18 protein-coding genes are annotated in these 22,623 nt (G+C 43.7%); 16 read left to right on the top strand and 2 right to left on the bottom strand.

Going from position 1 to position 22,623, the window contains the following annotated elements; translation table 11 throughout:
• Window positions 1-13: 13 nt before the first annotated feature.
• Entirely contained in the window at window positions 14-1,042 is a 1,029-nt protein-coding gene (locus FFM64_RS00570) for a phosphate/phosphite/phosphonate ABC transporter substrate-binding protein (RefSeq protein ID WP_137606064.1), read from the bottom strand.
• A 505-nt stretch (window positions 1,043-1,547) separates the two neighbouring features.
• Here FFM64_RS00570 and FFM64_RS00565 point away from each other — a divergent pair.
• The 6 genes from FFM64_RS00565 to FFM64_RS00540 all read left to right on the top strand — a co-directional run bounded on the left by FFM64_RS00565 (window position 1,548) and on the right by FFM64_RS00540 (window position 13,667).
• The gene (locus FFM64_RS00565; RefSeq protein ID WP_137606063.1) at window positions 1,548-2,015 is read left to right on the top strand and encodes a CtsR family transcriptional regulator; all 468 of its coding nucleotides are present in this window, start codon (window positions 1,548-1,550) and stop codon (window positions 2,013-2,015) included.
• An 18-nt stretch (window positions 2,016-2,033) separates the two neighbouring features.
• The gene (locus tag FFM64_RS00560) at window positions 2,034-4,538 is read left to right on the top strand and encodes an ATP-dependent Clp protease ATP-binding subunit (RefSeq protein WP_137606062.1); all 2,505 of its coding nucleotides are present in this window, start codon (window positions 2,034-2,036) and stop codon (window positions 4,536-4,538) included.
• Between the two features lie 218 nt (window positions 4,539-4,756).
• The gene (locus tag FFM64_RS00555; protein ID WP_137606061.1) at window positions 4,757-5,362 is read left to right on the top strand and encodes a TetR/AcrR family transcriptional regulator; all 606 of its coding nucleotides are present in this window, start codon (window positions 4,757-4,759) and stop codon (window positions 5,360-5,362) included.
• A 253-nt stretch (window positions 5,363-5,615) separates the two neighbouring features.
• On the top strand, window positions 5,616-9,230 hold the full coding sequence (gene rpoB, locus FFM64_RS00550; RefSeq protein WP_171000243.1) for a DNA-directed RNA polymerase subunit beta: 3,615 nt from the start codon (window positions 5,616-5,618) through the stop codon (window positions 9,228-9,230).
• 17 nt (window positions 9,231-9,247) lie between these two features.
• Window positions 9,248-12,889, top strand: coding sequence for a DNA-directed RNA polymerase subunit beta' (rpoC, locus tag FFM64_RS00545; protein ID WP_137606059.1), 3,642 nt, complete (start codon window positions 9,248-9,250; stop codon window positions 12,887-12,889).
• A 124-nt stretch (window positions 12,890-13,013) separates the two neighbouring features.
• Window positions 13,014-13,667 (top strand): endonuclease III domain-containing protein, encoded by a 654-nt coding sequence (locus FFM64_RS00540; RefSeq protein WP_137606058.1) that lies wholly within the window; start codon window positions 13,014-13,016, stop codon window positions 13,665-13,667.
• 49 nt (window positions 13,668-13,716) lie between these two features.
• Here the strand turns inward: FFM64_RS00540 and FFM64_RS00535 are convergent, their stop codons facing one another.
• Window positions 13,717-14,397, bottom strand: coding sequence for a prepilin peptidase (locus FFM64_RS00535; protein WP_137606057.1), 681 nt, complete (start codon window positions 14,395-14,397; stop codon window positions 13,717-13,719).
• A gap of 252 nt (window positions 14,398-14,649) precedes the next feature.
• Between FFM64_RS00535 and rpsL the strand changes: the two genes are divergently transcribed.
• From rpsL to rplV, 10 genes are all read left to right on the top strand, one after another.
• Complete coding sequence (gene rpsL, locus FFM64_RS00530; RefSeq protein ID WP_137606056.1) at window positions 14,650-15,063, top strand: 30S ribosomal protein S12; 414 nt, start codon at window positions 14,650-14,652, stop codon at window positions 15,061-15,063.
• Window positions 15,064-15,077: 14 nt separating this feature from the next.
• A complete protein-coding gene (rpsG, locus tag FFM64_RS00525) occupies window positions 15,078-15,548 on the top strand; it encodes a 30S ribosomal protein S7 (RefSeq protein ID WP_137606055.1) in 471 nt (156 codons plus the stop codon).
• Window positions 15,549-15,722: 174 nt separating this feature from the next.
• Complete coding sequence (gene fusA / locus FFM64_RS00520) at window positions 15,723-17,822, top strand: elongation factor G (RefSeq protein WP_137606054.1); 2,100 nt, start codon at window positions 15,723-15,725, stop codon at window positions 17,820-17,822.
• A gap of 1,338 nt (window positions 17,823-19,160) precedes the next feature.
• Window positions 19,161-19,469: a 30S ribosomal protein S10 gene (gene rpsJ / locus FFM64_RS00510; protein ID WP_034528161.1), complete on the top strand. Its 309-nt coding sequence runs from the start codon at window positions 19,161-19,163 to the stop codon at window positions 19,467-19,469.
• A gap of 37 nt (window positions 19,470-19,506) precedes the next feature.
• On the top strand, window positions 19,507-20,136 hold the full coding sequence (gene rplC, locus FFM64_RS00505) for a 50S ribosomal protein L3 (protein WP_137606052.1): 630 nt from the start codon (window positions 19,507-19,509) through the stop codon (window positions 20,134-20,136).
• An 18-nt stretch (window positions 20,137-20,154) separates the two neighbouring features.
• The gene (gene rplD, locus FFM64_RS00500) at window positions 20,155-20,778 is read left to right on the top strand and encodes a 50S ribosomal protein L4 (RefSeq protein ID WP_137606051.1); all 624 of its coding nucleotides are present in this window, start codon (window positions 20,155-20,157) and stop codon (window positions 20,776-20,778) included.
• A complete protein-coding gene (gene rplW / locus FFM64_RS00495; RefSeq protein ID WP_137606050.1) occupies window positions 20,778-21,071 on the top strand; it encodes a 50S ribosomal protein L23 in 294 nt (97 codons plus the stop codon). The genes rplD and rplW overlap by 1 nt, the downstream gene beginning before the upstream one ends.
• A 23-nt stretch (window positions 21,072-21,094) precedes the next feature.
• Complete coding sequence (gene rplB / locus FFM64_RS00490) at window positions 21,095-21,934, top strand: 50S ribosomal protein L2 (protein ID WP_137606049.1); 840 nt, start codon at window positions 21,095-21,097, stop codon at window positions 21,932-21,934.
• Between the two features lie 39 nt (window positions 21,935-21,973).
• Window positions 21,974-22,249: a 30S ribosomal protein S19 gene (gene rpsS, locus FFM64_RS00485; protein WP_137606048.1), complete on the top strand. Its 276-nt coding sequence runs from the start codon at window positions 21,974-21,976 to the stop codon at window positions 22,247-22,249.
• A gap of 20 nt (window positions 22,250-22,269) precedes the next feature.
• Entirely contained in the window at window positions 22,270-22,617 is a 348-nt protein-coding gene (rplV, locus tag FFM64_RS00480) for a 50S ribosomal protein L22 (RefSeq protein WP_137606047.1), read from the top strand.
• The last annotated feature ends 6 nt before the right edge of the window (window positions 22,618-22,623 follow it).

Here is a 22,623-nt window from a genome sequence, read left to right as displayed (position 1 = left end):
CTGTAATGGGCGCTTAATAACCCACTAACTCATGGGTCGGCTTGTACCAGCTGTCGGTAACTTTGACCAATTTCGTTTTTGCCGAAGCCTTCTGAAACATCATTGGCACTTTCGCGTTTGGCGCAGAGAAAATTTTAGCATTGGTCGCGAATGACTTGGAGGTAAAGACCGTTGCCAGCTTCTGTTCGTCCTTGGCACTCAATGTTTTAGCGTTGTAGACCCAGGGTCCTTGTTGTACCGTCATTTTGGCGATGTCAACGATTTGATGACCCTTTAGGCTGGTAAAGGGGGCCGCAGCGTTATTCTTGACGGTAAAGGTCGTCCCCACCTGGTTCCAAGTGCCAGTCGTTGCGTCGAGATAGGGGGTCAAATCCTCGTCATCGAATGCAGCGACGTCAACGTCACCCTTGAGTAAGTTGATCGCTGAACCTTGGTGAGAACCGCCGTACAGCACTTTACTGAAAAAGCCACCACTCTGTGTCAGTTTATCGGTGTTTTTGATCTTAAATTCACGACTGATCTCTGAGAGTGGAACGAGGAAGCCGGAAGTTGAGCTGTTGGAGACGTACGAAATGCGCTCACCTTTAATATGGTTGAGACTGTAATGACCGTCTTGGACGTATTTGGCAGCGTCTTTCTTTTGGACCATCAAATAAGCATGATACGTGGCATTTTTGAGACCACCGTTGGCATCTGAAAGTGTGGCAAACGGCTTGACTTGCTTACTGATGTGATTAGCTTGGATGTAGCCATTGGCCCCCATATAAGCTAATTGCGCTTTACCGGAAGCAATGGCTTGGATTGCCACATTGTAGTCAGTGGTCGTTTGCAGGTTAACTTTTTTACCAGTGGCCTTTTCAATCGTTTTCTGTAAGGCTGTTCGTGAACCAGCAAAACTCTTAGCGGACTCATTCGGATAAAAAACGACGTTGATGGTTTTAGTATTGGCTGCGGAAGACGGCTTGCTAGCACACCCAGCTAACCCTAGCGTCAATAGGGTGATACCACCAAGACTTAATAACTGACGATTAATTTTGCCCATATGTTTTAATTACCTCCGTTAATTTTTGGGAACATCGGCCAGCATACGGTGTTTGTGTAAAGAGTCATGAGTTATCTTGTAAACTTTAGGTATATGTTGTGTAAATCTGTTTTAAAAAGTGAGTCGTAGCAAGGGGTTATCACTGATGTTTCAGGAAATAGTGGGTCACCAGTTAGTTTGTTAAGCTAATCGCTAAAGCGCAGTTAGCTTAAAACGATTGTGTGACTGGCAATCAGCGTTTTCGGACTGGAATCAGTCTCTTCTGCGCTGATCCGAATTTCATCAGTTGGTCATGATAGTTCACTGATGAAATTATTGAAAAATTTTTAAGTTATCCGGTCAATTTTCGGTCCAATCAATTGAATGCAGGTTCGCTGCGTGCTATGCTTTAACAACCGTGAGAGGCTATCTGCACCGCCATTTAGGTGAAATTCTTTGCAATTTGTTTTTATCCTCGTATAATGAAAGTCAATATTAGTCAAAGATAATGTAAAGGGTGAAGCAGATGCAAAGTCAAAATATCTCCGATATCATCGAAAAATATTTAAAAAGTATTTTGGCGGACGCTGAGCATGTTGAAATTCGGCGGTCAGAAATTGCTGACTTATTCAACGTGGTCCCTTCTCAAATCAATTATGTGATTAAGACTCGTTTCACGATTCAAAATGGTTACTTGGTTGAAAGTAAACGTGGCGGTGGTGGTTACATTCGAATCGAGAAGGTTAACCTCCTGGATGATGCTGACGTTTTGGACACCCTGATTCAAGTGATTGGGGATTCAATAACGCAACGGGATGCCTACGCGGTCGTCCAAAGTCTCTATGAAGATGATGTGTTAAATCGCAGGGAAGCCCAATTAATTTTAGTCGCGACAGATCGTAACACGCTTGGCGTGGATGATCATGACTTGGAAAATAGTCTACGGGCGCGCATTATTATTGGAATCTTGAACCACCTGCGTTATGAAAGTTAAAGAAAGCGAGGAATCGCAATGGATAACCTATTTACCCCGAGTGCCAAGAGTGTCTTAGTTTTAGCGCAAGAGCAGGCTAAGTATTTTAAACATCAAGCAGTGGGAACGGAACATTTATTATTAGCATTGGCAATCGAGAAAAATGGGATTGCTAATAAAGTCTTGCAACAATATGCGGTCACAGAGGACGATATTCGTGAAGAGATTGAACGCTTCACGGGTTACGGGACCTTAAGCAATGTTGGCAAGGATACCTATTTGCCTTATTCACCGAAAGCAAAGGAAATTTTATCAGTTGCTGGTGATGAAGCTAAACGGTTAGGTGCCAACAAAATTGGGACTGAACATTTGTTATTAGCGATGTTGTCAGATGAAAGTATCCTGTCCTCGCGTATTTTAATGAACTTAAATCTAGACTTAGGTCAAACCCGCAAAGTGGTCTTACGCAAGCTCGGTGTCAGTGATGCGATGGGCAAGCGGAAGAACAACAGTCAAGTCCGTGGGGGGAAGAAGGCGGAAGGCACGCCAACTTTAGACTCACTGGCTCGTGATTTGACTCAGTTAGCCAGTGAACAACAGATGGATCCCGTGGTTGGTCGTTCGAAAGAAGTCAAACGGGTGATTCAAATCTTGTCACGGCGGACGAAGAATAACCCCGTCTTGATCGGTGAACCCGGTGTTGGTAAAACAGCGATTGCTGAGGGCTTAGCCCAAAAGATCGTCGCTGGGGATGTCCCTAGTGACATGGCTGACAAACGGCTAATGATGCTGGACATGGGTTCTTTAGTTGCTGGGACCAAATATCGTGGTGAATTCGAAGATCGTTTGAAGAAAGTAATCGATGAAATTTATAACGACGGTCATGTTATTCTCTTTATTGATGAATTACACACCTTGATTGGTGCCGGTGGTGCTGAAGGCGCGATTGATGCGTCTAACATTTTGAAGCCTGCGTTAGCACGTGGTGAACTTCAAACAATTGGTGCCACGACGCTCAATGAATATCAAAAGTATATTGAATCTGATGCGGCGCTTGAACGGCGCTTTGCCACTGTAATGGTCGATGAACCAACGCCGGATGAAGCGGTCGAAATTTTGACTGGTCTACGCCCACGCTATGAAGAACATCATCACGTCAATATTACGGATGAAGCGGTTGAACAGGCCGTTAAGCTTTCTAGTCGGTATATCAGTGATCGTTTCTTACCAGATAAGGCGATTGATTTGATGGATGAAGCTTCAGCGAAGGTCCGTATTGACCAGATGGATCAACCAACTAAATTGTCAAAGAATCAAGATAAATTAGCTGAGTTGCGCCAACAAAAAGAAACGGCCATTGAGGATCAAGATTTCGAGCAAGCGGCCGATATTCGTAAGCAAGAGATGAAACTCAAGGATCGTTTGGACAGTATCGCGGCAGCCCAAGCAGCTGCCAACGAAGCCAGTGACAAGCCAAAGTACGCTTTGGATGTTACCGCTGAAGATATTGCGCAAGTCGTTGCTGAATGGACTGGAGTGCCACTGACTCAGTTGCAAAAGACTGAAAGTGAACGTCTGGTTAATTTGGAAAAGATTCTGCATGAACGGGTCGTTGGTCAGCCAGAAGCTGTTTCAGCGGTCGCACGTGCCATTCGGCGTGCGCGAAGCGGTTTGAAAGATCCAAGCCGACCAATCGGTTCCTTCATGTTCCTTGGCCCAACTGGGGTCGGGAAAACTGAGTTGGCTAAGGCACTTGCACAGGCAATGTTTGGTTCAGAAGACAACATGATTCGGATTGATATGTCTGAATATATGGAACATTACTCGACTAGCCGTTTGATTGGATCAGCACCAGGCTATGTCGGTTACGATGAAGGTGGGCAATTAACGGAAAAGGTTCGTCAAAAACCATATTCCGTTGTCCTCTTTGATGAAGTTGAAAAGGCCCATCCAGATGTCTTCAACATTTTGTTACAAGTGCTGGATGACGGGTACTTGACTGATTCTAAGGGACGTAAAGTCGATTTTCGGAATACGATTTTGATCATGACGTCTAACTTAGGTGCGACGACTTTGCGGGATGAAAAGTCTGTTGGGTTCGGTGCAACGGATAAGGCTAATGATTACAAAGCTGTTTCAGCAACGATTCATGAAGAACTACGGAAGGCCTTTCGTCCTGAGTTCTTGAACCGTATCGATGAAACAATCGTGTTCCATTCCTTAAATCGGGATGAATTACATGAAATCGTGAAGTTGATGGCAACCGAAATTGTTGATCGGGTGGCCCAACAGGGCATTAAGATCAAGATTACGCCGGCAGCGATTGATGTCGTCGCGAAGGCTGGTTTTGATCCTGAGTACGGTGCACGACCAATTCGCCGGGCATTGCAGACCGAAGTTGAAGACCGGTTGAGTGAATCACTCTTAACTGGTGAGATCAAGGTTAACGATCAAGTCACGATTGGAGCAAGCAAAGGCACGATTACAATTAATGTCAAAAGCCAACCCAAGTCAGACGGTCGTTCAGCAGTTTCTTCTAAATAAATGAAATGGAGCGTTCAGGCAATCATTGCTTGAACGTTTTTTGTTCGTTACACTAAACTAGGCTAGTAGTAATCAGTAAAAAAATGGTGTAAATTATAAGTGAAAGAACGATAGATCGGTTAGCTTTTTTGGACACCAGTTAACAGCTCACCTTTAGTCGTTTGATTGAGATAAGCTAACGGAACCTTAGTTGTAAGAAGAGAAAGGTGAGGATTTGAATGGTAACGCGTGCGGAACAACTGGCTAAAACGCATCAGGCAATTTTAGATGCCGCACGAAAATTATTCCTAAAGCATGGTTACGCTGCGACCAGCACTCGTGACATTGCAAATGCGATTGGAATCACTCAGCCAGCTTTGTATCATCATTTTAAAGATAAAGAAGTTATTTTTTTGGCAGTAATTACGACCGTTGGTGGTGAGATCAAAGTCGGCTTAGATCAAATCTTATCCAAAACGGGGCAGGACCCTTTGGAACAGTTGACGGATGTCTCTTTACTGCTCACGCACAAACATCCAGCTGACATTTTCACATTGATTCATACCAGCTTCAAAGATTTGTCACGCGAACATATTGGTCAGTTGGCGGGAATTTTCCGTAGTGATTACGTGCAACCATTGCAAGCGTTTTTTGAACAACCACAACTGCAGCTCCAAGCGGGTGTCACGCCGGCAATGGCTGCGAACTTTTACCTGACGAGTTTAAGCCCACTGTTCAATAGTTTTCATCGTATTGGCGATCCAGCTGCTGATGAGCGGACACAGGTTCAAATACTACTTAAGATGATTTTATTCGGTGTAGCGCACACGGAGATAACTAAATAAACGATTAATACGTTTTGGCAAGTCATTCGGTTGACAGTCAACCGGTTTCGATGTATATTATAACTTGTCTGTAACCGTGAACTTGAACAAAAGCGCAATCTATTGTCTGCGCGTTTTGTTAATATAAGCCCAAAAATAGTCCAACTTAAATGGCTATTTTTGGTTTTTTTATGCCCAAATTTCGGTTTTTAGTGCATTTGTAACACAAATGTAATATTTGCTGATGGGCCGGGTCACGGAATAATAAGAAGGGGTGAACAACTTGGCCGGACATTTAGTTAAATACGGTAAACACCGTACCCGTAGAAGTTATGCACGTATCAAGGAAGTTCTTGATTTGCCTAACTTGATCGAAATCCAATCTGATTCATATCAGTGGTTCTTGGATGAAGGTCTCCGGGAAATGTTTGAAGATATTTTGCCAATCGACGATTTTGCAGGGAAACTTTCACTTGAATTTGTCGACTATCAACTATTAGAACCAAAGTACACCGTCGATGAAGCCCGTGAACATGATGCGAACTATTCTGCACCACTGCATGTGACTTTACGGCTGACTAACCATGAAACTGGCGAAATCAAGTCGCAAGATGTATTCTTTGGCGATTTCCCATTAATGACTGAACAAGGGACTTTTATTATTAATGGTGCCGAACGGGTCATTGTTTCACAATTGGTTCGTTCACCCGGTGTCTACTTTAATGAAGAATTAGATAAAAATGGTCGTCCTAGCTACGGTACCACTGTGATTCCTAACCGTGGGGCTTGGCTAGAACTTGAAACCGATGCAAAGAACATTTCTTACGTCCGGATTGACCGAACCCGGAAGATTCCATTAACGGAATTAGTTCGTGCTTTAGGTTATGGTTCAGACGACGATATCATCGATATGTTAGGCGAAACTGACAGTTTGATTAACACCTTGGAAAAGGATGTTCATAAGAACACCGATGATTCCCGTGTTGAAGAATCATTAAAAGACATCTACGAACGACTACGTCCTGGTGAACCTAAGACGGCAGATAGTTCACGGAGTCTATTGACTGCACGCTTCTTTGATCCTAAACGTTACGACTTTGCACCTGTTGGTCGTTACAAGGTTAACAAGAAGTTAAGCATGAAGACCCGTTTGATGGGCTTAACCTTAGCTGAAACTTTAGCTGATCCTGACACTGGTGAAGTCATTGCGCAAAAGGGTGACGTCATTGATAAGAATGTCATGGCTAAATTATCCTCATATTTGGAAAGTGACGATTTCAAGACAGTTACTTATACGCCATCTGACGAAGCAGTTGTCACAAATCCAATGGTTTTGCAGGTAGTGAAAGTTTACTCACAAAACGATCCTGAAAAGGTTGTTAACGTGATTGGCAATGGCAACATTGACCTTAAGTTCAAACACATTTTACCTGCAGATATCATTGCTTCCATTAACTACTTCTTCAACTTGCAAGAAGGCATCGGGACGACCGATGATATTGATCACTTGGGTAACCGACGGATTCGTTCCGTAGGTGAATTGTTACAAAACCAATTCCGAATCGGGTTATCTCGGATGGAACGGGTTGTTCGTGAACGGATGTCAATTCAAGACGCTGCCACGGTAACACCACAACAATTGATCAACATTCGACCAGTTGTTGCTTCGATTAAAGAATTCTTTGGGTCTTCACAATTGTCTCAATTCATGGACCAAACCAATCCATTAGGCGAATTGACGCATAAGCGTCGTTTATCAGCCTTAGGACCTGGTGGTTTGACTCGTGATCGGGCCGGTTATGAAGTTCGAGACGTGCATTATACCCACTATGGTCGGATGTGCCCAATTGAAACTCCTGAAGGTCCTAACATTGGTTTGATTAACAGTTTGTCTTCTTATGCCAAGGTTAACCGTTATGGCTTCATCGAAACGCCTTATCGTCGTGTCGATTGGACGACCCATAAAGTTACCGATAAGATTGACTATTTAGCTGCTGATGAAGAAGACCAATTTGTCATTGCCCAAGCGAACTCGCCATTGAATGATGATGGTTCTTTCGTTGAAGATACCGTTTTGGCCCGTAAAAAGGAAGAAAACTTGGAAATCTCCATCGAAGACGTCGATTACATGGACGTTTCGCCTAAGCAAGTTGTTGCCGTTGCCACCGCATGTATTCCTTTCTTGGAAAACGATGACTCTAACCGGGCCTTAATGGGTGCCAACATGCAACGACAAGCCGTTCCTTTGGTTGATCCTCATGCCCCATTAATCGGGACTGGGATTGAATACAAAGCAGCGCATGACTCTGGGATTGCTTTAATTAACCGGCATGAAGGAACTGTTGAGTATGTTGATGCACGCGAAATTCGTGTTCGGCGTGATGATGGTTCTTTAGATACCTACAAATTAATGAAATTCCGTCGTTCTAACGGTGGTAAGAACTACAACCAACGTCCAATCGTCAAAACTGGCGATCACGTTGATAACGACGAAGTCTTAGCCGATGGTCCAGCAATGGAAGGCGGGGAATTAGCTTTAGGGCAAAACCCATTAGTTGCCTTCATGACTTGGAATGGTTATAACTTCGAAGATGCCATCATTATTAATGAACGGTTAGTCCGTGAAGATGTTTACACGTCAATTCATATTGAAGAATATGAATCAGAAGCACGTGATACGAAACTTGGACCTGAAGAAATGACTCGCGAAATTCCTAACGTTGGGGAAGATGCTTTGCGTAACCTTGACGAAGATGGGATTATCCGCGTTGGTGCTGAAGTTAAAGATGGTGACATCTTAGTTGGTAAAGTGACGCCTAAAGGGGTCACCGAATTATCAGCTGAAGAACGTTTGTTACATGCCATCTTCGGTGAAAAAGCGCGTGAAGTTCGGGATACCTCCCTCCGAGTACCACATGGTGGTGGCGGGATTATCCAAGATGTTAAGATCTTCACCCGTGAAAATGGTGACGAATTATCACCTGGTGTGAACATGATGGTTCGTGTTTACATTGCTCAAAAACGTAAGATTCAAGTCGGTGACAAGATGGCCGGACGACATGGTAACAAAGGGACTGTTTCAATCGTGGTTCCTCAAGAAGACATGCCGTACATGCCTGATGGGACCCCAATTGATATTATGTTGAGCCCAATGGGTGTGCCTTCACGTATGAACATCGGACAAGTTTTGGAATTGCATTTAGGTATGGCTGCTCGTAAATTGGGTATTCATATGGCTACGCCTGTCTTTGATGGGGCGCGTGATTCTGATATTTGGAAGGCTGTTCGTGAAGCCGGAATCGATGCCGATGGTAAGTCAATCGTCTATGATGGGCGGACTGGTGAACCATTTGACAAACGTATCGCCGTTGGGGTTATGCATTATATGAAGCTTAGCCACATGGTCGATGATAAGATTCATGCCCGTTCAATCGGACCTTACTCTTTAGTTACGCAACAACCACTTGGTGGGAAAGCCCAATTTGGGGGCCAACGTTTCGGTGAAATGGAAGTTTGGGCCTTGGAAGCTTATGGGGCTGCTTACACCTTGCAAGAAATCTTGACTTACAAGTCTGATGACGTGGTTGGTCGTGTTAAGACCTATGAAGCCATTGTTAAGGGCGAACCAATTCCTAAGCCAGGCGTGCCAGAATCATTCCGCGTGTTGGTCAAGGAATTACAAGCATTAGGACTTGATATGAAGGTCTTAGATGCTGAAGATAAAGAAATTGAATTGCGGGATATGGATGACGATGACGACGATGTCGTTAACGTGGATGCCTTGAGCAAAATCCAGCAAGAAAATGAACAAAAAGCCGCTGATAAGCCAGCTAAGACTGACAAACCAGCTGCAACTGAAACAACAAACGCTCACCAGGATAATCAATAAAAAGGGAGGTCGGTCCTTTGATCGATGTCAACAAGTTTGAAAGCATGCAAATCGGTCTGGCATCCCCAGACAAGATTCGTAGCTGGTCATACGGCGAAGTTAAAAAGCCTGAAACCATTAACTACCGGACATTGAAACCTGAGAAAGACGGTCTGTTTGATGAACGTATCTTCGGTCCTACTAAGGATTGGGAATGTGCGTGTGGTAAATACAAACGGATCCGTTATAAGGGTATCGTCTGTGACCGTTGTGGTGTCGAAGTTACTCGTAGTAAAGTCCGTCGTGAACGGATGGGGCATATCGAACTCGCCGCACCAGTGACACATATCTGGTATTTCAAGGGTATTCCTAGCCGGATGGGCCTTGTCTTAGACATGAGCCCACGGGCACTTGAAGAAATCATTTACTTCGCTTCATACGTTGTTATCGAACCTGGTAACACACCACTTGAAAAGAAGCAATTGCTTTCAGAACGTGAATACCGTGAAAAGAAAGCCCAATACGGCAATGAATTTGATGCTGAAATGGGTGCTGAAGCCATCAAGCGCTTATTGAATAACGTGGATCTTGAAAAAGAAGCACGTGATTTGAAGGAAGCTTTGAAGGATGCATCTGGTCAAAAACGGACACGTGCCGTTCGTCGTTTGGATATCATTGAAGCCTTCGTGACTTCTGGTAACCAACCGGCTTGGATGGTCATGGATGCTATTCCGGTCATTCCCCCGGACTTACGGCCAATGGTTCAATTGGAAGGTGGGCGTTTTGCCACTTCTGACTTGAATGATTTGTACCGTCGGGTCATTAACCGTAACAACCGTTTGAAACGTTTATTGGACTTAAATGCTCCTGGCATTATCGTTCAAAACGAAAAACGGATGCTTCAAGAGGCTGTTGATGCCTTGATCGATAACGGTCGGCGTGGCCGTCCCGTTGCTGGTCCTGGTAACCGGCCATTGAAGTCTCTTTCACACATGTTGAAAGGGAAGCAAGGTCGGTTCCGTCAAAACTTACTTGGTAAGCGGGTTGATTATTCTGGTCGTTCGGTTATTGATGTTGGCCCATTCTTGAAGATGAACCAAATGGGGTTACCTCGTCAAATGGCGTTGGAACTCTTCAAACCATTCATCATGAAGGAATTGGTTAAACGCGAATTAGCTTCTAATATCAAGAACGCTAAGCGGAAGATCGAACGGGCTGATGATGATGTTTGGGGCGTCTTAGAAGACGTCATCAAAGAACATCCCGTGTTATTAAACCGGGCTCCTACGCTTCACCGTTTAGGGATTCAAGCGTTCGAACCTGTTTTGGTTAGTGGTAAAGCAATGCGGTTGCATCCATTGGCTTGTGAAGCTTACAATGCCGATTTTGATGGTGACCAAATGGCCATTCATTTGCCTTTGTCAGATGAAGCCCAAGCTGAAGCACGTTTGTTAATGTTAGCTGCCCATCATATCTTGGCGCCTAAAGACGGGAAACCCGTTGTTACGCCATCTCAAGATATGGTTATCGGTAACTACTACTTGACGACTGAAGAAGTTGGTCGTGAAGGCGAAGGAATGATCTTTAAAGACTTGAATGAAGCTCAAAAAGCTTATCAAGCTGGTTATGTTCACATGCATAGTCGGATTGGTCTTCAAGTTTCATCAATGCCTGACAAGCCTTTCACGGACGAAGAAAAACAAGAAGTCTTAGTAACTACGGTTGGTAAAGCAATCTTCAACAATATCTTACCTGGCAAGTTCCCATACTTGAACGAACCAACGAATGATAATTTGATTGATGGTACACCTGATCGTTACTTCTTGAAGCCTGGCGAAAATATCCATGACTTCTTAGATGGGCAAGAGTTAATCATGCCATTTAAGAAGGGCTTCTTAGCTGATATTATCGCTGAAGTTTATAAGCAATATCATGTGACGGCAACGTCACTCTTGCTTGACCGGATGAAAGACTTAGGTTACAACATTTCAACTAAGTCTGGTTTGACGGTTGGGGTTGCCGATATTACTGACTTGAAAGAAAAGCCAGCCATTATTGACGAAGCCCATAAGCAAGTTAATACGATTTCAAAACAGTTCCGTCGTGGGTTAATTACCGACGATGAACGTTATGAACGGGTCATTGGTGTTTGGAACGACGCCAAGGATCAAATTCAACAAAAACTGATTGAAAGTTTCAGCCCAGATAACCCTATCTTCATGATGAGTGATTCTGGTGCCCGTGGTAACATTTCTAACTTTACTCAGTTGGCTGGGATGCGTGGTTTGATGGCTGCCCCTAATGGGAAGATCATGGAATTACCTATTCTTTCAAACTTCCGTGAAGGTCTCTCTGTCTTGGAAATGTTTATTTCTACCCATGGGGCTCGTAAAGGGATGACCGATACGGCCTTGAAGACTGCCAACTCAGGTTACTTGACTCGTCGACTTGTCGATGTTGCCCAAGATGTCATTGTGCGTGAAAAGGATTGTGGGACTGATCGTGGTTTACGGATCAGCGCTATCATGGACGGTAACGAAGTCATCGAACCATTGTACGACCGGATTCTTGGTCGTTACACGATGAAGACGATCTTTGATCCTGAAACACATGAAGAAATCGTTGGTAACAACGTTATGATTGATGAAGATTTGGCACAAAAGATTGTTGACGCTGGCGTTACCGAAGTCACGATTCGTTCAGCATTCACTTGCAACACTAAACATGGGGTTTGTGAACACTGTTATGGTCGTAACATGGCTACCGGTGACGAAGTTGAAGTCGGTGAAGCTGTCGGGACTGTTGCTGCTCAATCAATCGGTGAACCCGGGACCCAATTAACCATGCGGACTTTCCATACTGGTGGTGTTGCCGGAGACGATATTACCCAAGGGTTGCCTCGTGTTCAAGAAATTGTTGAATCACGTAATCCTAAAGGTCGTGCTGAAATCACTGAAGTAACAGGGACGGTTCAATCAATTGAAGAAAATCCAGCGGAACGGACGAAGGAAGTTACGATTAAGGGTGAAACTGATACTCGGACTTACACTTTACCGTTAACTGCACGGATGGCGGTTAGTGAAGGCGACTTTATTCACCGTGGTGCTGCGTTAAACGTTGGGTCAATTGATCCAAAGCAATTAATTCAAGTTCGCGATGTCTTATCTACTGAAAACTACTTGCTCCGTGAAGTCCAACGGGTTTATCGGATGCAAGGGGTTGAAATTGGTGATAAGCACGTTGAAATCATGATTCGTCAGATGCTTCGTAAGGTCCGGATCATGGATCCAGGTGACACTGATGTCTTGCCTGGGACTTTGATGGATATTGCTGACTTCAAAGATGAAAACTACAAGACGTTGATTGCTGGTGGAATTCCAGCAACGTCACGGCCAGTTATTCTTGGGATTACCAAGGCTGCTTTGGAAACTAATAGTTTCTTATCAGCGGCTTCATTCCAGGAAACAACTCGGGTCTTAACTGATGCGGCTATTCGTGGTAAGAACGATCCATTGATCGGTCTTAAGGAAAATGTCATCATTGGTAAGATCATTCCTGCCGGAACTGGTATGCCTAATTATCGTCATATCAAGCCGAAGGAAGTTGGCAACGTGGCTGATGGTGTCTACTCAATCAGCGACCTTGAAAAACAAATGCAAGAACAAGATGCTAGCAAGTAATTGCTAATCGTCTTAAGCGGGACGACCAGTCAAATGGTTGTCCCGCTTTTTTTGACTCATGTTGAATTTGAGCAAAATTCGAGTAGTATTAAGTGCAAGCAGTACGATGAGAGGTGGGCGTAAAATGTTAAAAGATGATCAGATTGTGTGGGCGATTCATCAAATGGAAGCTGAAATTGGACCAGTGGAGCCGTCATTAGATTCAAGAACCCCATTCCAATATTTGGTATCGGTTATTCTAAGCGCACAAGCGACAGATGTTTCAGTCAATAAAGTGACACCTGAGTTATTTGACCGTTACCCAGATCCTAAAGCATTGATGACTGCTGATGTTGAAGCGGTTGAGCAGATTATTAAAAGTGTAGGGTTGTTTCATAATAAGGCACGTAACATTATCAAAACTGCTCGAATTGTTCACGAAGACTTAAATGACGTTGTCCCAGCAGATCGCAAAGGCATTATGGCGTTACCTGGTGCTGGCCGGAAAACCGCCAATGTGGTTTTAAGTGATGTTTTTGACCAAGCAACCTTTGCCGTTGATACGCATGTTTCTGCAATTTCCAAACGGCTGCATTTTGTTGAAAAGGACGCTTCGCCGTTACAAGTTGAGAAAAAGATTGTTAGTGTATTACCGGCCGAGGGGTTACATCGAGCCCACCATACCATGATTGAATTCGGACGCAAGTATTCGATGAAATTAGCCCCAGCCAAAGAAGTTTGCCAGTTGATCATTGATTGCGATCAATTGAATGAGGAAAACGAAGCCTTATTGTCATGATGCAAAACAACGGCATGCGAGTGAATTCCGCATGCCGTTGTTTGATTATTTAGTTCAATTGGGTTAATAAGATGAATGCCCAAGTCATGAATGGGACAAATGGCAGTTGCCGTCGTTGGGGTGGTAGGATAAAAACGGCGAGTGCCGCGCCGGAAGCTAGGATGAGACTATTTAAAACTAATGTCGGTGACGCCAGGCAAGCCAACAAAACGAGGATATCAACGTCGCCTGCGCCGAATTTTTTTGTTCGCCAAGCAAGCAGATACAAACAGATCAGTAGGATGATTAGAATTAACAGCGGCACTGAAAACGTTAAGGGGTGTGCCCAAAGCCCAATGAGTGCGGGAATAATTAGGGTGATGGGGAAAACAGCAAAGTGAGCCTGATCGGTGAGGCTGTTAAAGAGTAAAACGGCGTAACCTAATAATAATGGTGCACTGGTGGCAAGGGGGCCTTGCCAATTAAGTAGCAAGAGACTGCCACAAATGAGTTCGATCCAAGTTGAGCGTAAACTAATCTGCATGTGACAATCAAAACAGCGACCGCGCTGGAGACAGACGCCTAATAGTGGCATTAGTTGCCAATACCGCAATTGATGCTGACATTTTGGACAAATGGACCGTTGATTAGTGTATAATGACTTCATGCCGTTGTGCCGTTCGGCCATGCAAGTGATGAATGAGCCGCAGCAAGCGCCACTAATGAACATGATTGTATTGAGTAAAAGCATCGTTAACCACCTTTCTATGGGTTAACTACGCAATTTATTTGTGTCGTCACTGTTGACACGTTACTTTCATCATGATACTCTAGTAAAGGTGCTTTTTGCAGACAGATTCCTGTATAGGAATACAGACATGCTGACTGGTCGGCTAAGCGCATAAACGCCATCGTTCGGGGGTTATTTTTTTGTTAAAAAAAGAACCACCTGGATGTGTGGACTTAAAAATCAGACATTTTTGGAAGGAGGACACTTTAGAACATGCCAACAATTAACCAATTAATTCGTAAAGGTCGTAAATCTAAAGTATCAAAATCAAATGCCCCAGCTTTAAACTTCGGGTATAACAGTTACAAGAAGGTTGCTACTAATAACCCTGCACCACAAAAACGTGGGGTTGCAACTCGTGTCGGCACAATGACTCCTAAGAAGCCTAACTCAGCTTTGCGGAAGTATGCACGTGTCCGTTTATCTAACTTGATTGAAGTTACCGCTTATATTCCTGGTATTGGTCACAACCTCCAAGAACATAGTGTTGTTTTGATTCGTGGTGGACGTGTAAAGGATTTACCTGGTGTACGTTATCACGTTATCCGTGGTACTTTAGATACGGCCGGCGTTGAAGATCGTCGTCAAAGTCGTTCTAAGTACGGTACCAAGAAGCCAAAGGAATAAAGGAGGTAAGTTAAATGCCAAGAAAAGGACAACCAGCAAAGCGCGAAGTTTTGCCAGATCCAATGTACGATTCTAAGTTAGTAACGCGTTTAATTAACCACTTAATGTTAGATGGTAAACGTGGGACTGCATCAACTATCTTGTATGATGCGTTTGATCAAATTAAGGAACAAACTGGAAACGAACCTTTAGATGTCTTCGAAGAAGCTATGAAGAACGTTATGCCAGTACTTGAAGTTAAGGCTCGCCGTGTCGGTGGTTCTAACTATCAAGTTCCTATCGAAGTTCGTCCAGACCGTAAGACGACCTTAGCACTTCGTTGGATCGTTCAATATGCACGTTCACGTGGTGAACACACCATGTCAGACCGGTTAGCACGTGAAATCATGGATGCTGCCAACAATACTGGTGCCTCAGTTAAGAAGCGTGAAGATACGCATAAAATGGCTGAAGCCAACCGTGCCTTTGCACATTATCGTTGGTAAGATTTCTATGATTTGGTTGAAGCTTAACTTTAACTAAACGTAACAACAAGGTGGCTATTATATGTGAGCATATAGTAGTCATTTTTTGAAAAAAGTTTTATACTTTTCCCTACTATATTAATAGTAGGTTTTACTGTTAATTCCATTTAATTGAGAGGAGTAACACATTTTCTAATGGCTAATACAAGAGAATTTTCACTCGATAAGACTCGTAACATTGGTATCATGGCCCATATCGATGCCGGTAAGACCACTACTACCGAACGTATCTTGTACTATACTGGTAAAATCCACAAAATTGGTGAAACCCATGATGGTGCTTCACAAATGGACTGGATGGCCCAGGAACAAGAACGTGGGATTACGATCACCTCTGCTGCGACTACCGCTCAGTGGAAGAACCATCGGATTAACATCATCGATACCCCAGGACACGTTGACTTCACTGTTGAAGTTGAACGGTCACTTCGGGTCTTAGATGGTGCGATTACCGTTTTGGATGCCCAAGCTGGTGTTGAACCTCAAACTGAAACAGTTTGGCGTCAAGCCTCAACGTATAACGTCCCTCGTGTTGTTTTCGTTAACAAGATGGACAAAATCGGTGCGGACTTCAAATATTCTGTAAGTACGATCCATGATCGTTTACAAGCCAATGCCCACGCAATCCAATTACCAATTGGTGCCGAAGACAATTTCGAAGGGGTCATTGACTTGATCGAAATGAAAGCTGACCTTTATGATGAAGATCAACTCGGTACGGAATGGGATACTGTTGACGTTCCTGAAGAATATAAAGCAGACGCCCAAGCTGCTCGTGATGACTTGATTGAAGCTTTAGCTGATATCGATGATGGCATCATGGAAAAATACCTTGGTGGTGAAGAAATCTCTAAAGAAGAGATCAAAGCTGCTATCCGTAAGGGTACTTTGGCACTTGAATTCTTCCCAGTTTTAGCTGGCTCAGCTTTCAAGAACAAGGGTGTTCAAATGTTGATGGATGCGGTTGTTGACTACTTACCATCACCACTTGATGTTAAGCCTTACAAAGCAACCGATCCTGAAAACGATGAAGAAGTTGAATTGATTGCCGGTGACGACAAGCCTTTCGCTGCGTTAGCATTTAAGGTTGCCACCGACCCATTCGTTGGTCGTTTGACATTTATCCGGGTTTACCAAGGTACCTTGGAATCTGGTTCATACGTCTTAAACGCTACCAAGGACAAACGTGAACGTGTTGGTCGTTTACTTCAAATGCATTCTAACCAACGGAAAGAAATCCCAGAAGTCTTCTCTGGTGATATCGCCGCTGCCATTGGTTTGAAGAACACCACTACTGGTGACTCATTGACTTCGATTGAACATCCATATCATTTGGAATCAATGGAATTCCCTGATCCCGTTATCCAGGTTGCCGTTGAACCTAAGACTAAGGCTGACCAAGATAAGATGAACGTTGCCTTACAAAAGCTTTCTGAAGAAGATCCTACTTTCAAGGCTGAAACTAACCAAGAAACTGGTGAAACTTTGATTGCTGGGATGGGTGAATTACATTTGGACATCATCGTTGACCGGATGCGTCGTGAATTCAACGTTGAAGCCACTGTTGGTGCACCTCAAGTTTCTTATCGTGAAACCTTTACTAAGGACACTAAGGTCCAAGGTAAGTTCGTTCACCAATCTGGTGGTAAAGGTCAATATGGGGATGTTTGGGTTGAATTTACACCTAACGAAGAAGGTAAAGGCTTCGAATTCGAAGATGCCATCGTCGGTGGGGTTGTTCCTCGCGAATACATTCCTTCAGTTGAACAAGGCTTGAAGGAATCAATGGCTAACGGTGTGTTAGCTGGTTATCCTTTAGTTGACGTTAAGGCTAAATTGTATGATGGTTCTTACCATGATGTCGATTCTAGTGAAGCAGCCTTCAAGATTGCCGCTTCATTAGCCTTACGGAATGCAGCTAAGTCAGCTGGTCCTGTTATCCTTGAACCTATCATGAAGGTTGATATCGTTGCCCCAGAAGATTACTTAGGTGATGTTATGGGTCACGTTACCGCTCGTCGTGGTACGATTGAAGGGATGGAAGAACGTGGGAATGCTCAAGAAGTTCATGCGTTTGTTCCTTTAGCTGAAATGTTTGGTTATGCAACCACATTACGTTCAGCTACCCAAGGCCGTGGGACTTTCACAATGACATTTGATCATTACGAAAAGGTACCTAAGTCTGTTCAAGCAGAAATCATCAAGAAAAATGGCGGCACTCCAGCCGAAGATTAATCTTGATTCTAAAAAGTCGTTAAGCAATTTTGCTTAGCGGCTTTTTTTTACGGTAAATTGGCGGTGAGTGTGATCGTTACCGCTTCTGGTTGCTGTCGATGGCATGGGGCCGTGGAACGGGGCCATGCCTAAAGTCCAAGTCTTGCCCCTCGCCCAGAACACTTGCATAGCCCGCAAGTGTCCCGGTCGGTCCGTGGTGTAACGTCGGCAAAATTCATGCCGACCTAACGCCACCATCACGACTGATGCGATCGGCAGCAACCTTCAGCTAGTTGAGTGTTGTTGTTTGCGATAGATACGTTTGAAATCAGAATATCTATCGAAATCGAAGCGGTAGCGTCTGAGAAAGGATTGCTGGGCAGAAAATATTGAAGAGTGATTTAAAGACAGGGATGAGTGCGTAATTTCTGATAGTACAAATGAAAAAATGGTGTTAGCACTGTTTGAGTCACGTGAAGAGAAAAGTGGGTATATTCCAAGCAACTTAAGATTTAAGCTGCAAGCACGTGTCTTGATCAAAATAGAAAGCTTCTATAATAATAGCTGATTCCAAACTGCCAGGATGGCTAAGCAGATGACCTAAGCGCAAAGTGGTTAACGAGGTCGCTGTCGTGTTTAGGTCTTGAACTTTGCCAGCAGCCAACAAGACACTGATTGAGTGACTAGAGGCGGGGAAATGCTCAGCCGCCAAATTTTGCTTAGTCGGTCGGGTTAAGACCGAGTTAGCAAAGGCCCAGTTTTCGAGACCGCACTGTGGCTCGAAAATGGTCGGCAGCGTTCCAGCGTTTCCCCGCCGCAGGGAACGGAAAGTGTGCGTCATGCTAAAAATTTAGTGGAATTAGCCCATCGATCTAAAAAAATATGTGCAACGACTTGAAATGAACAATAACCGCGCGTATTATGTTAAATAACGTCGTGCGTTAATTACTAATTCGTTTTAAGCCAATTGGTCAATGGTGATCACAGTAGGTTAAAACAGAAATAACCAACAACGATAAAAGTAACGATGAAAAGTTTGGTTCGCGAATAAAAGTTTAAAAAGACTACTATTCTCAACGAATTTATGTTACATTTATTGATGCTGGTTCAAAAAAGGTAACACGGTTTACAACGATGGTTCGAAAAAAGTGCGCGAGCGCTTGCTATTACAAAGCTTTTCAGTTATTATAGATTGTGCTTGGTATTTAGAAGGGGAGTACTGTACCCCCCAGCATCAAGTAGTCGTAGTTAGCTTTGATGTGAAAGGTTGCGACACGCCCGGCGTCATTGTCATGGAGCGCGGCGGTAATTTTCACGGAGCTAGTCTTATTTTCAAAATAGACGAAGGAGGTCACAACAATGGCAAAGCAAAAAATTCGTATTCGTTTAAAAGCGTACGAACACCGTATTCTTGATCAGTCAGCTGACAAGATTGTTGAAACGGCAAAGAGAACTGGTGCTACTATTTCAGGTCCAATTCCATTGCCCACTGATCGGACTATCTATACGGTTCTCCGTTCACCACATAAGTTCAAGAAGTCACGCGAACAATTCGAAATGCGGACTCACAAGCGTTTAATCGATATCGTTAACCCAACGCCTAAGACAGTCGACTCATTAATGAAGTTAGACTTGCCTAGCGGTGTAGATATTGAAATCAAGCTTTAGTTTTTCAAAATAAAATCAATTAATTGGAGGTGTACTCATGACCACTAAAGGAATCTTAGGGAAAAAGGTAGGAATGACGCAAGTCTTCACCGAAGCCGGCGAATTAATTCCAGTTACAGTTATTGCAACTGAACCTAACGTTGTGTTGCAAGTTAAAACCATCGAAAACGACGGTTACGAAGCAATTCAATTAGGTATCGACGACAAACGCGAAGTCTTAACGAACAAACCTGCTCAAGGTCATGCAGCAAAAGCAAAAACGACTCCTAAGCGCTTCATTCGTGAAATTCGTAATGTTGAGCTTGGAGATTACACAGTAGGTGACGAAGTCAAGGCTGATATTTTCGCAGCCGGTGACGCTGTCGATGTTACGGGTATCACTAAAGGTCATGGTTACCAAGGTAATATCCACAAAGATGGTCAAAGTCGTGGACCTATGTCTCATGGTTCTCGTTACCATCGTCGTCCTGGTTCATTAGGTGCCATTATCAACCGTGTCTTCAAAGGTAAGAAATTACCAGGCCGGATGGGTAATCACCAACGGACGATGCAAAACTTAACGGTGGTTCGTGCCGACGTTGAAAACAACGTTTTATTAATTAAGGGTAATGTCCCTGGCGCAAACAAATCATTCGTTACAATTAAAACATCTGTAAAGAGTAAATAAGAAAGGAGGACATAATACATGACTAGCGTAGCATTATATAAACAAGACGGTACGCAAAATGGTGACGTTACTTTAAACGACGCAGTGTTTGGTGTTGAACCTAACGAAAACGTTGTTTTTGATGCCATCTTGATGCAACGTGCATCTTTGCGTCAAGGGACTCATGCTGTTAAGAACCGTAGTGCTCGTCGCGGTGGTGGTCGTAAACCATGGCGTCAAAAGGGTACTGGTCGGGCTCGTCAAGGTTCTATCCGTTCGCCACAATGGCGTAAAGGTGGGATTGTTTTCGGACCTACACCACGTTCATACAGTTACAAATTACCAAAGAAGGTAATGCGCTTAGCTTTGAAGTCTGTCCTTTCTCAAAAGGTCTTAGACAACAGCTTAGTTGCAGTTGAAGGTTTAGCTTTCGACGCACCAAAGACTAAGGATTTTGCTAACGTATTAAACAACCTCAATGTCGACACCAAGACACTTGTTTTGGTTGAAGAGGACAATGAAAAGGCTGCTTTGGCAGGTCGTAACTTACCAAATGTTAAGATCCTAAAAGCCAAAGGTGTTAACGTCTTAGATGTCGCTAATAGTGACAAATTAGTCGTTACCCAAAAAGCCCTCGATCAATTAGGGGAGGCGCTCGCATAATGGAAGCACGCGATGTAATTTTACGCCCTGTCGTTACTGAAGCATCTATGGCTGGCTTGGATGACAAGCGCTATACTTTCGATGTCAACGTACAGGCTACTAAAACGCAAGTTAAAAAGGCTATCGAAGAAATCTTCGATGTCAAAGTTGTAAAAGTTAACGTCATGAACGTTAAAGGGAAGTTTAAGCGTCAAGGTCGTTTCGCCGGTTATACTAAGAAGCGTCGTAAGGCTATTGTTACCTTAACTCCTGATTCAAAAGAAATTAAATTGTTCAACGACGCTCAACAATAAATCTAATTTAGGAGGTTACTCTAGTGGGTATTAGAAAGTATAAACCAACCACTAACGGCCGTCGTAATATGACCGGTTCTGATTTTGCTGAAATTACTAAGACAAAACCAGAAAAGTCATTATTAGACTCACAAAGCCATACAGCTGGTCGTAACAGTTATGGTCACATCACTGTTCGTCATCGTGGTGGCGGTCATAAACAACAATACCGTTTAGTTGACTTCAAACGTATTAAAGATGAAGTTCCAGCAACGGTTAAAGCAATCGAATATGATCCTAACCGGACTGCTAACATTGCCTTATTGGTATATGCTGACGGTGTAAAATCATATATCTTAGCACCAAAAGGTTTGGAAGTTGGGATGCAAGTTCAATCTGGTGTCGATGCCGATATCAAGGTTGGGAACGCATTACCATTAAACAACATTCCAGTTGGTACGATTGTGCATAACATTGAATTAAAGCCTGGTAAGGGTGGGCAATTAGCTCGTTCTGCTGGCGCTTCTGCGCAATTACTTGGTAAGGAAGGCAAATATGCAATTATTCGTTTGGCTTCTGGTGAAGTTCGTTTAGTTCTATTAACTGCTCGTGCCACTGTTGGTACTGTTGGTAATGAACAACATGAATTGATCAACTCAGGTAAAGCCGGTCGTACGCGTTGGCAAGGCAAACGTCCAACGGTTCGTGGTTCTGTTATGAACCCTAACGATCACCCTCATGGTGGTGGTGAAGGTAAAGCACCAATCGGTCATCCATCTCCTATGTCACCATGGGGTAAGAAGACTCTTGGTAAGAAGACTCGGAACAAGAAGGCTCGTTCAAACAAGCTTATTGTTCGTGGTCGTCGTCCAGGCAAACACTAAAATTTGAAATTACTGTAGTTCTCGAGAGGAGGTCACACGATGGGTCGAAGTTTAAAGAAGGGACCTTTCGCAGATTCGCATTTATTGAAAAAAGTGGATGCACAATCTGATTCTGACAAGAAATCTGTCATCAAGACGTGGTCACGTCGTTCAACAATTTTCCCAAGTTTTATTGGGTTAACAATCGCAGTTTATGATGGTCGCAAGCATGTCCCTGTTTATATCCAAGACGATATGGTTGGTCATAAGTTAGGTGAATTCGTACCTACACGGACTTTCCATGGTCATGGTACAGACGATAAGACAACGAAGTAATAGTTAGGAGGATATAAAGAATGGCTGAACAAGTAACATCTGCACATGCAACTGCAAAAACTGTTCGTATCGCCGCTCGTAAGGTCCGCCTAGTTGTCGATCTTATCAGAGGTAAAAGCGTTGCTGAAGCATTAGCAATCTTGAAGTTTACGCCACGCGGTGGTTCACCAGTAGTTGAAAAAGTACTATTGTCTGCTGTCGCTAACGCTGAAAATAACTTTGACTTAGATCGTGAAGATTTGGTCGTAAGTGAAGCCTTCGTCAATGAAGGACCAACCTTAAAACGGTTCCGTCCTCGTGCCAAAGGTTCTGCTTCACCAATCAACAAGCGGACAAGCCACATTACGATCACAGTTACTGAAAAATAGGAGGGA

Origin of the sequence: Lactiplantibacillus daoliensis, assembly GCF_005405005.1 — a bacterium.
GTDB lineage: Bacteria > Bacillota > Bacilli > Lactobacillales > Lactobacillaceae > Lactiplantibacillus > Lactiplantibacillus daoliensis.
Note: the sequence above shows the minus strand (reverse complement) of the source record. Positions and strands in the feature narration are given on the sequence as shown.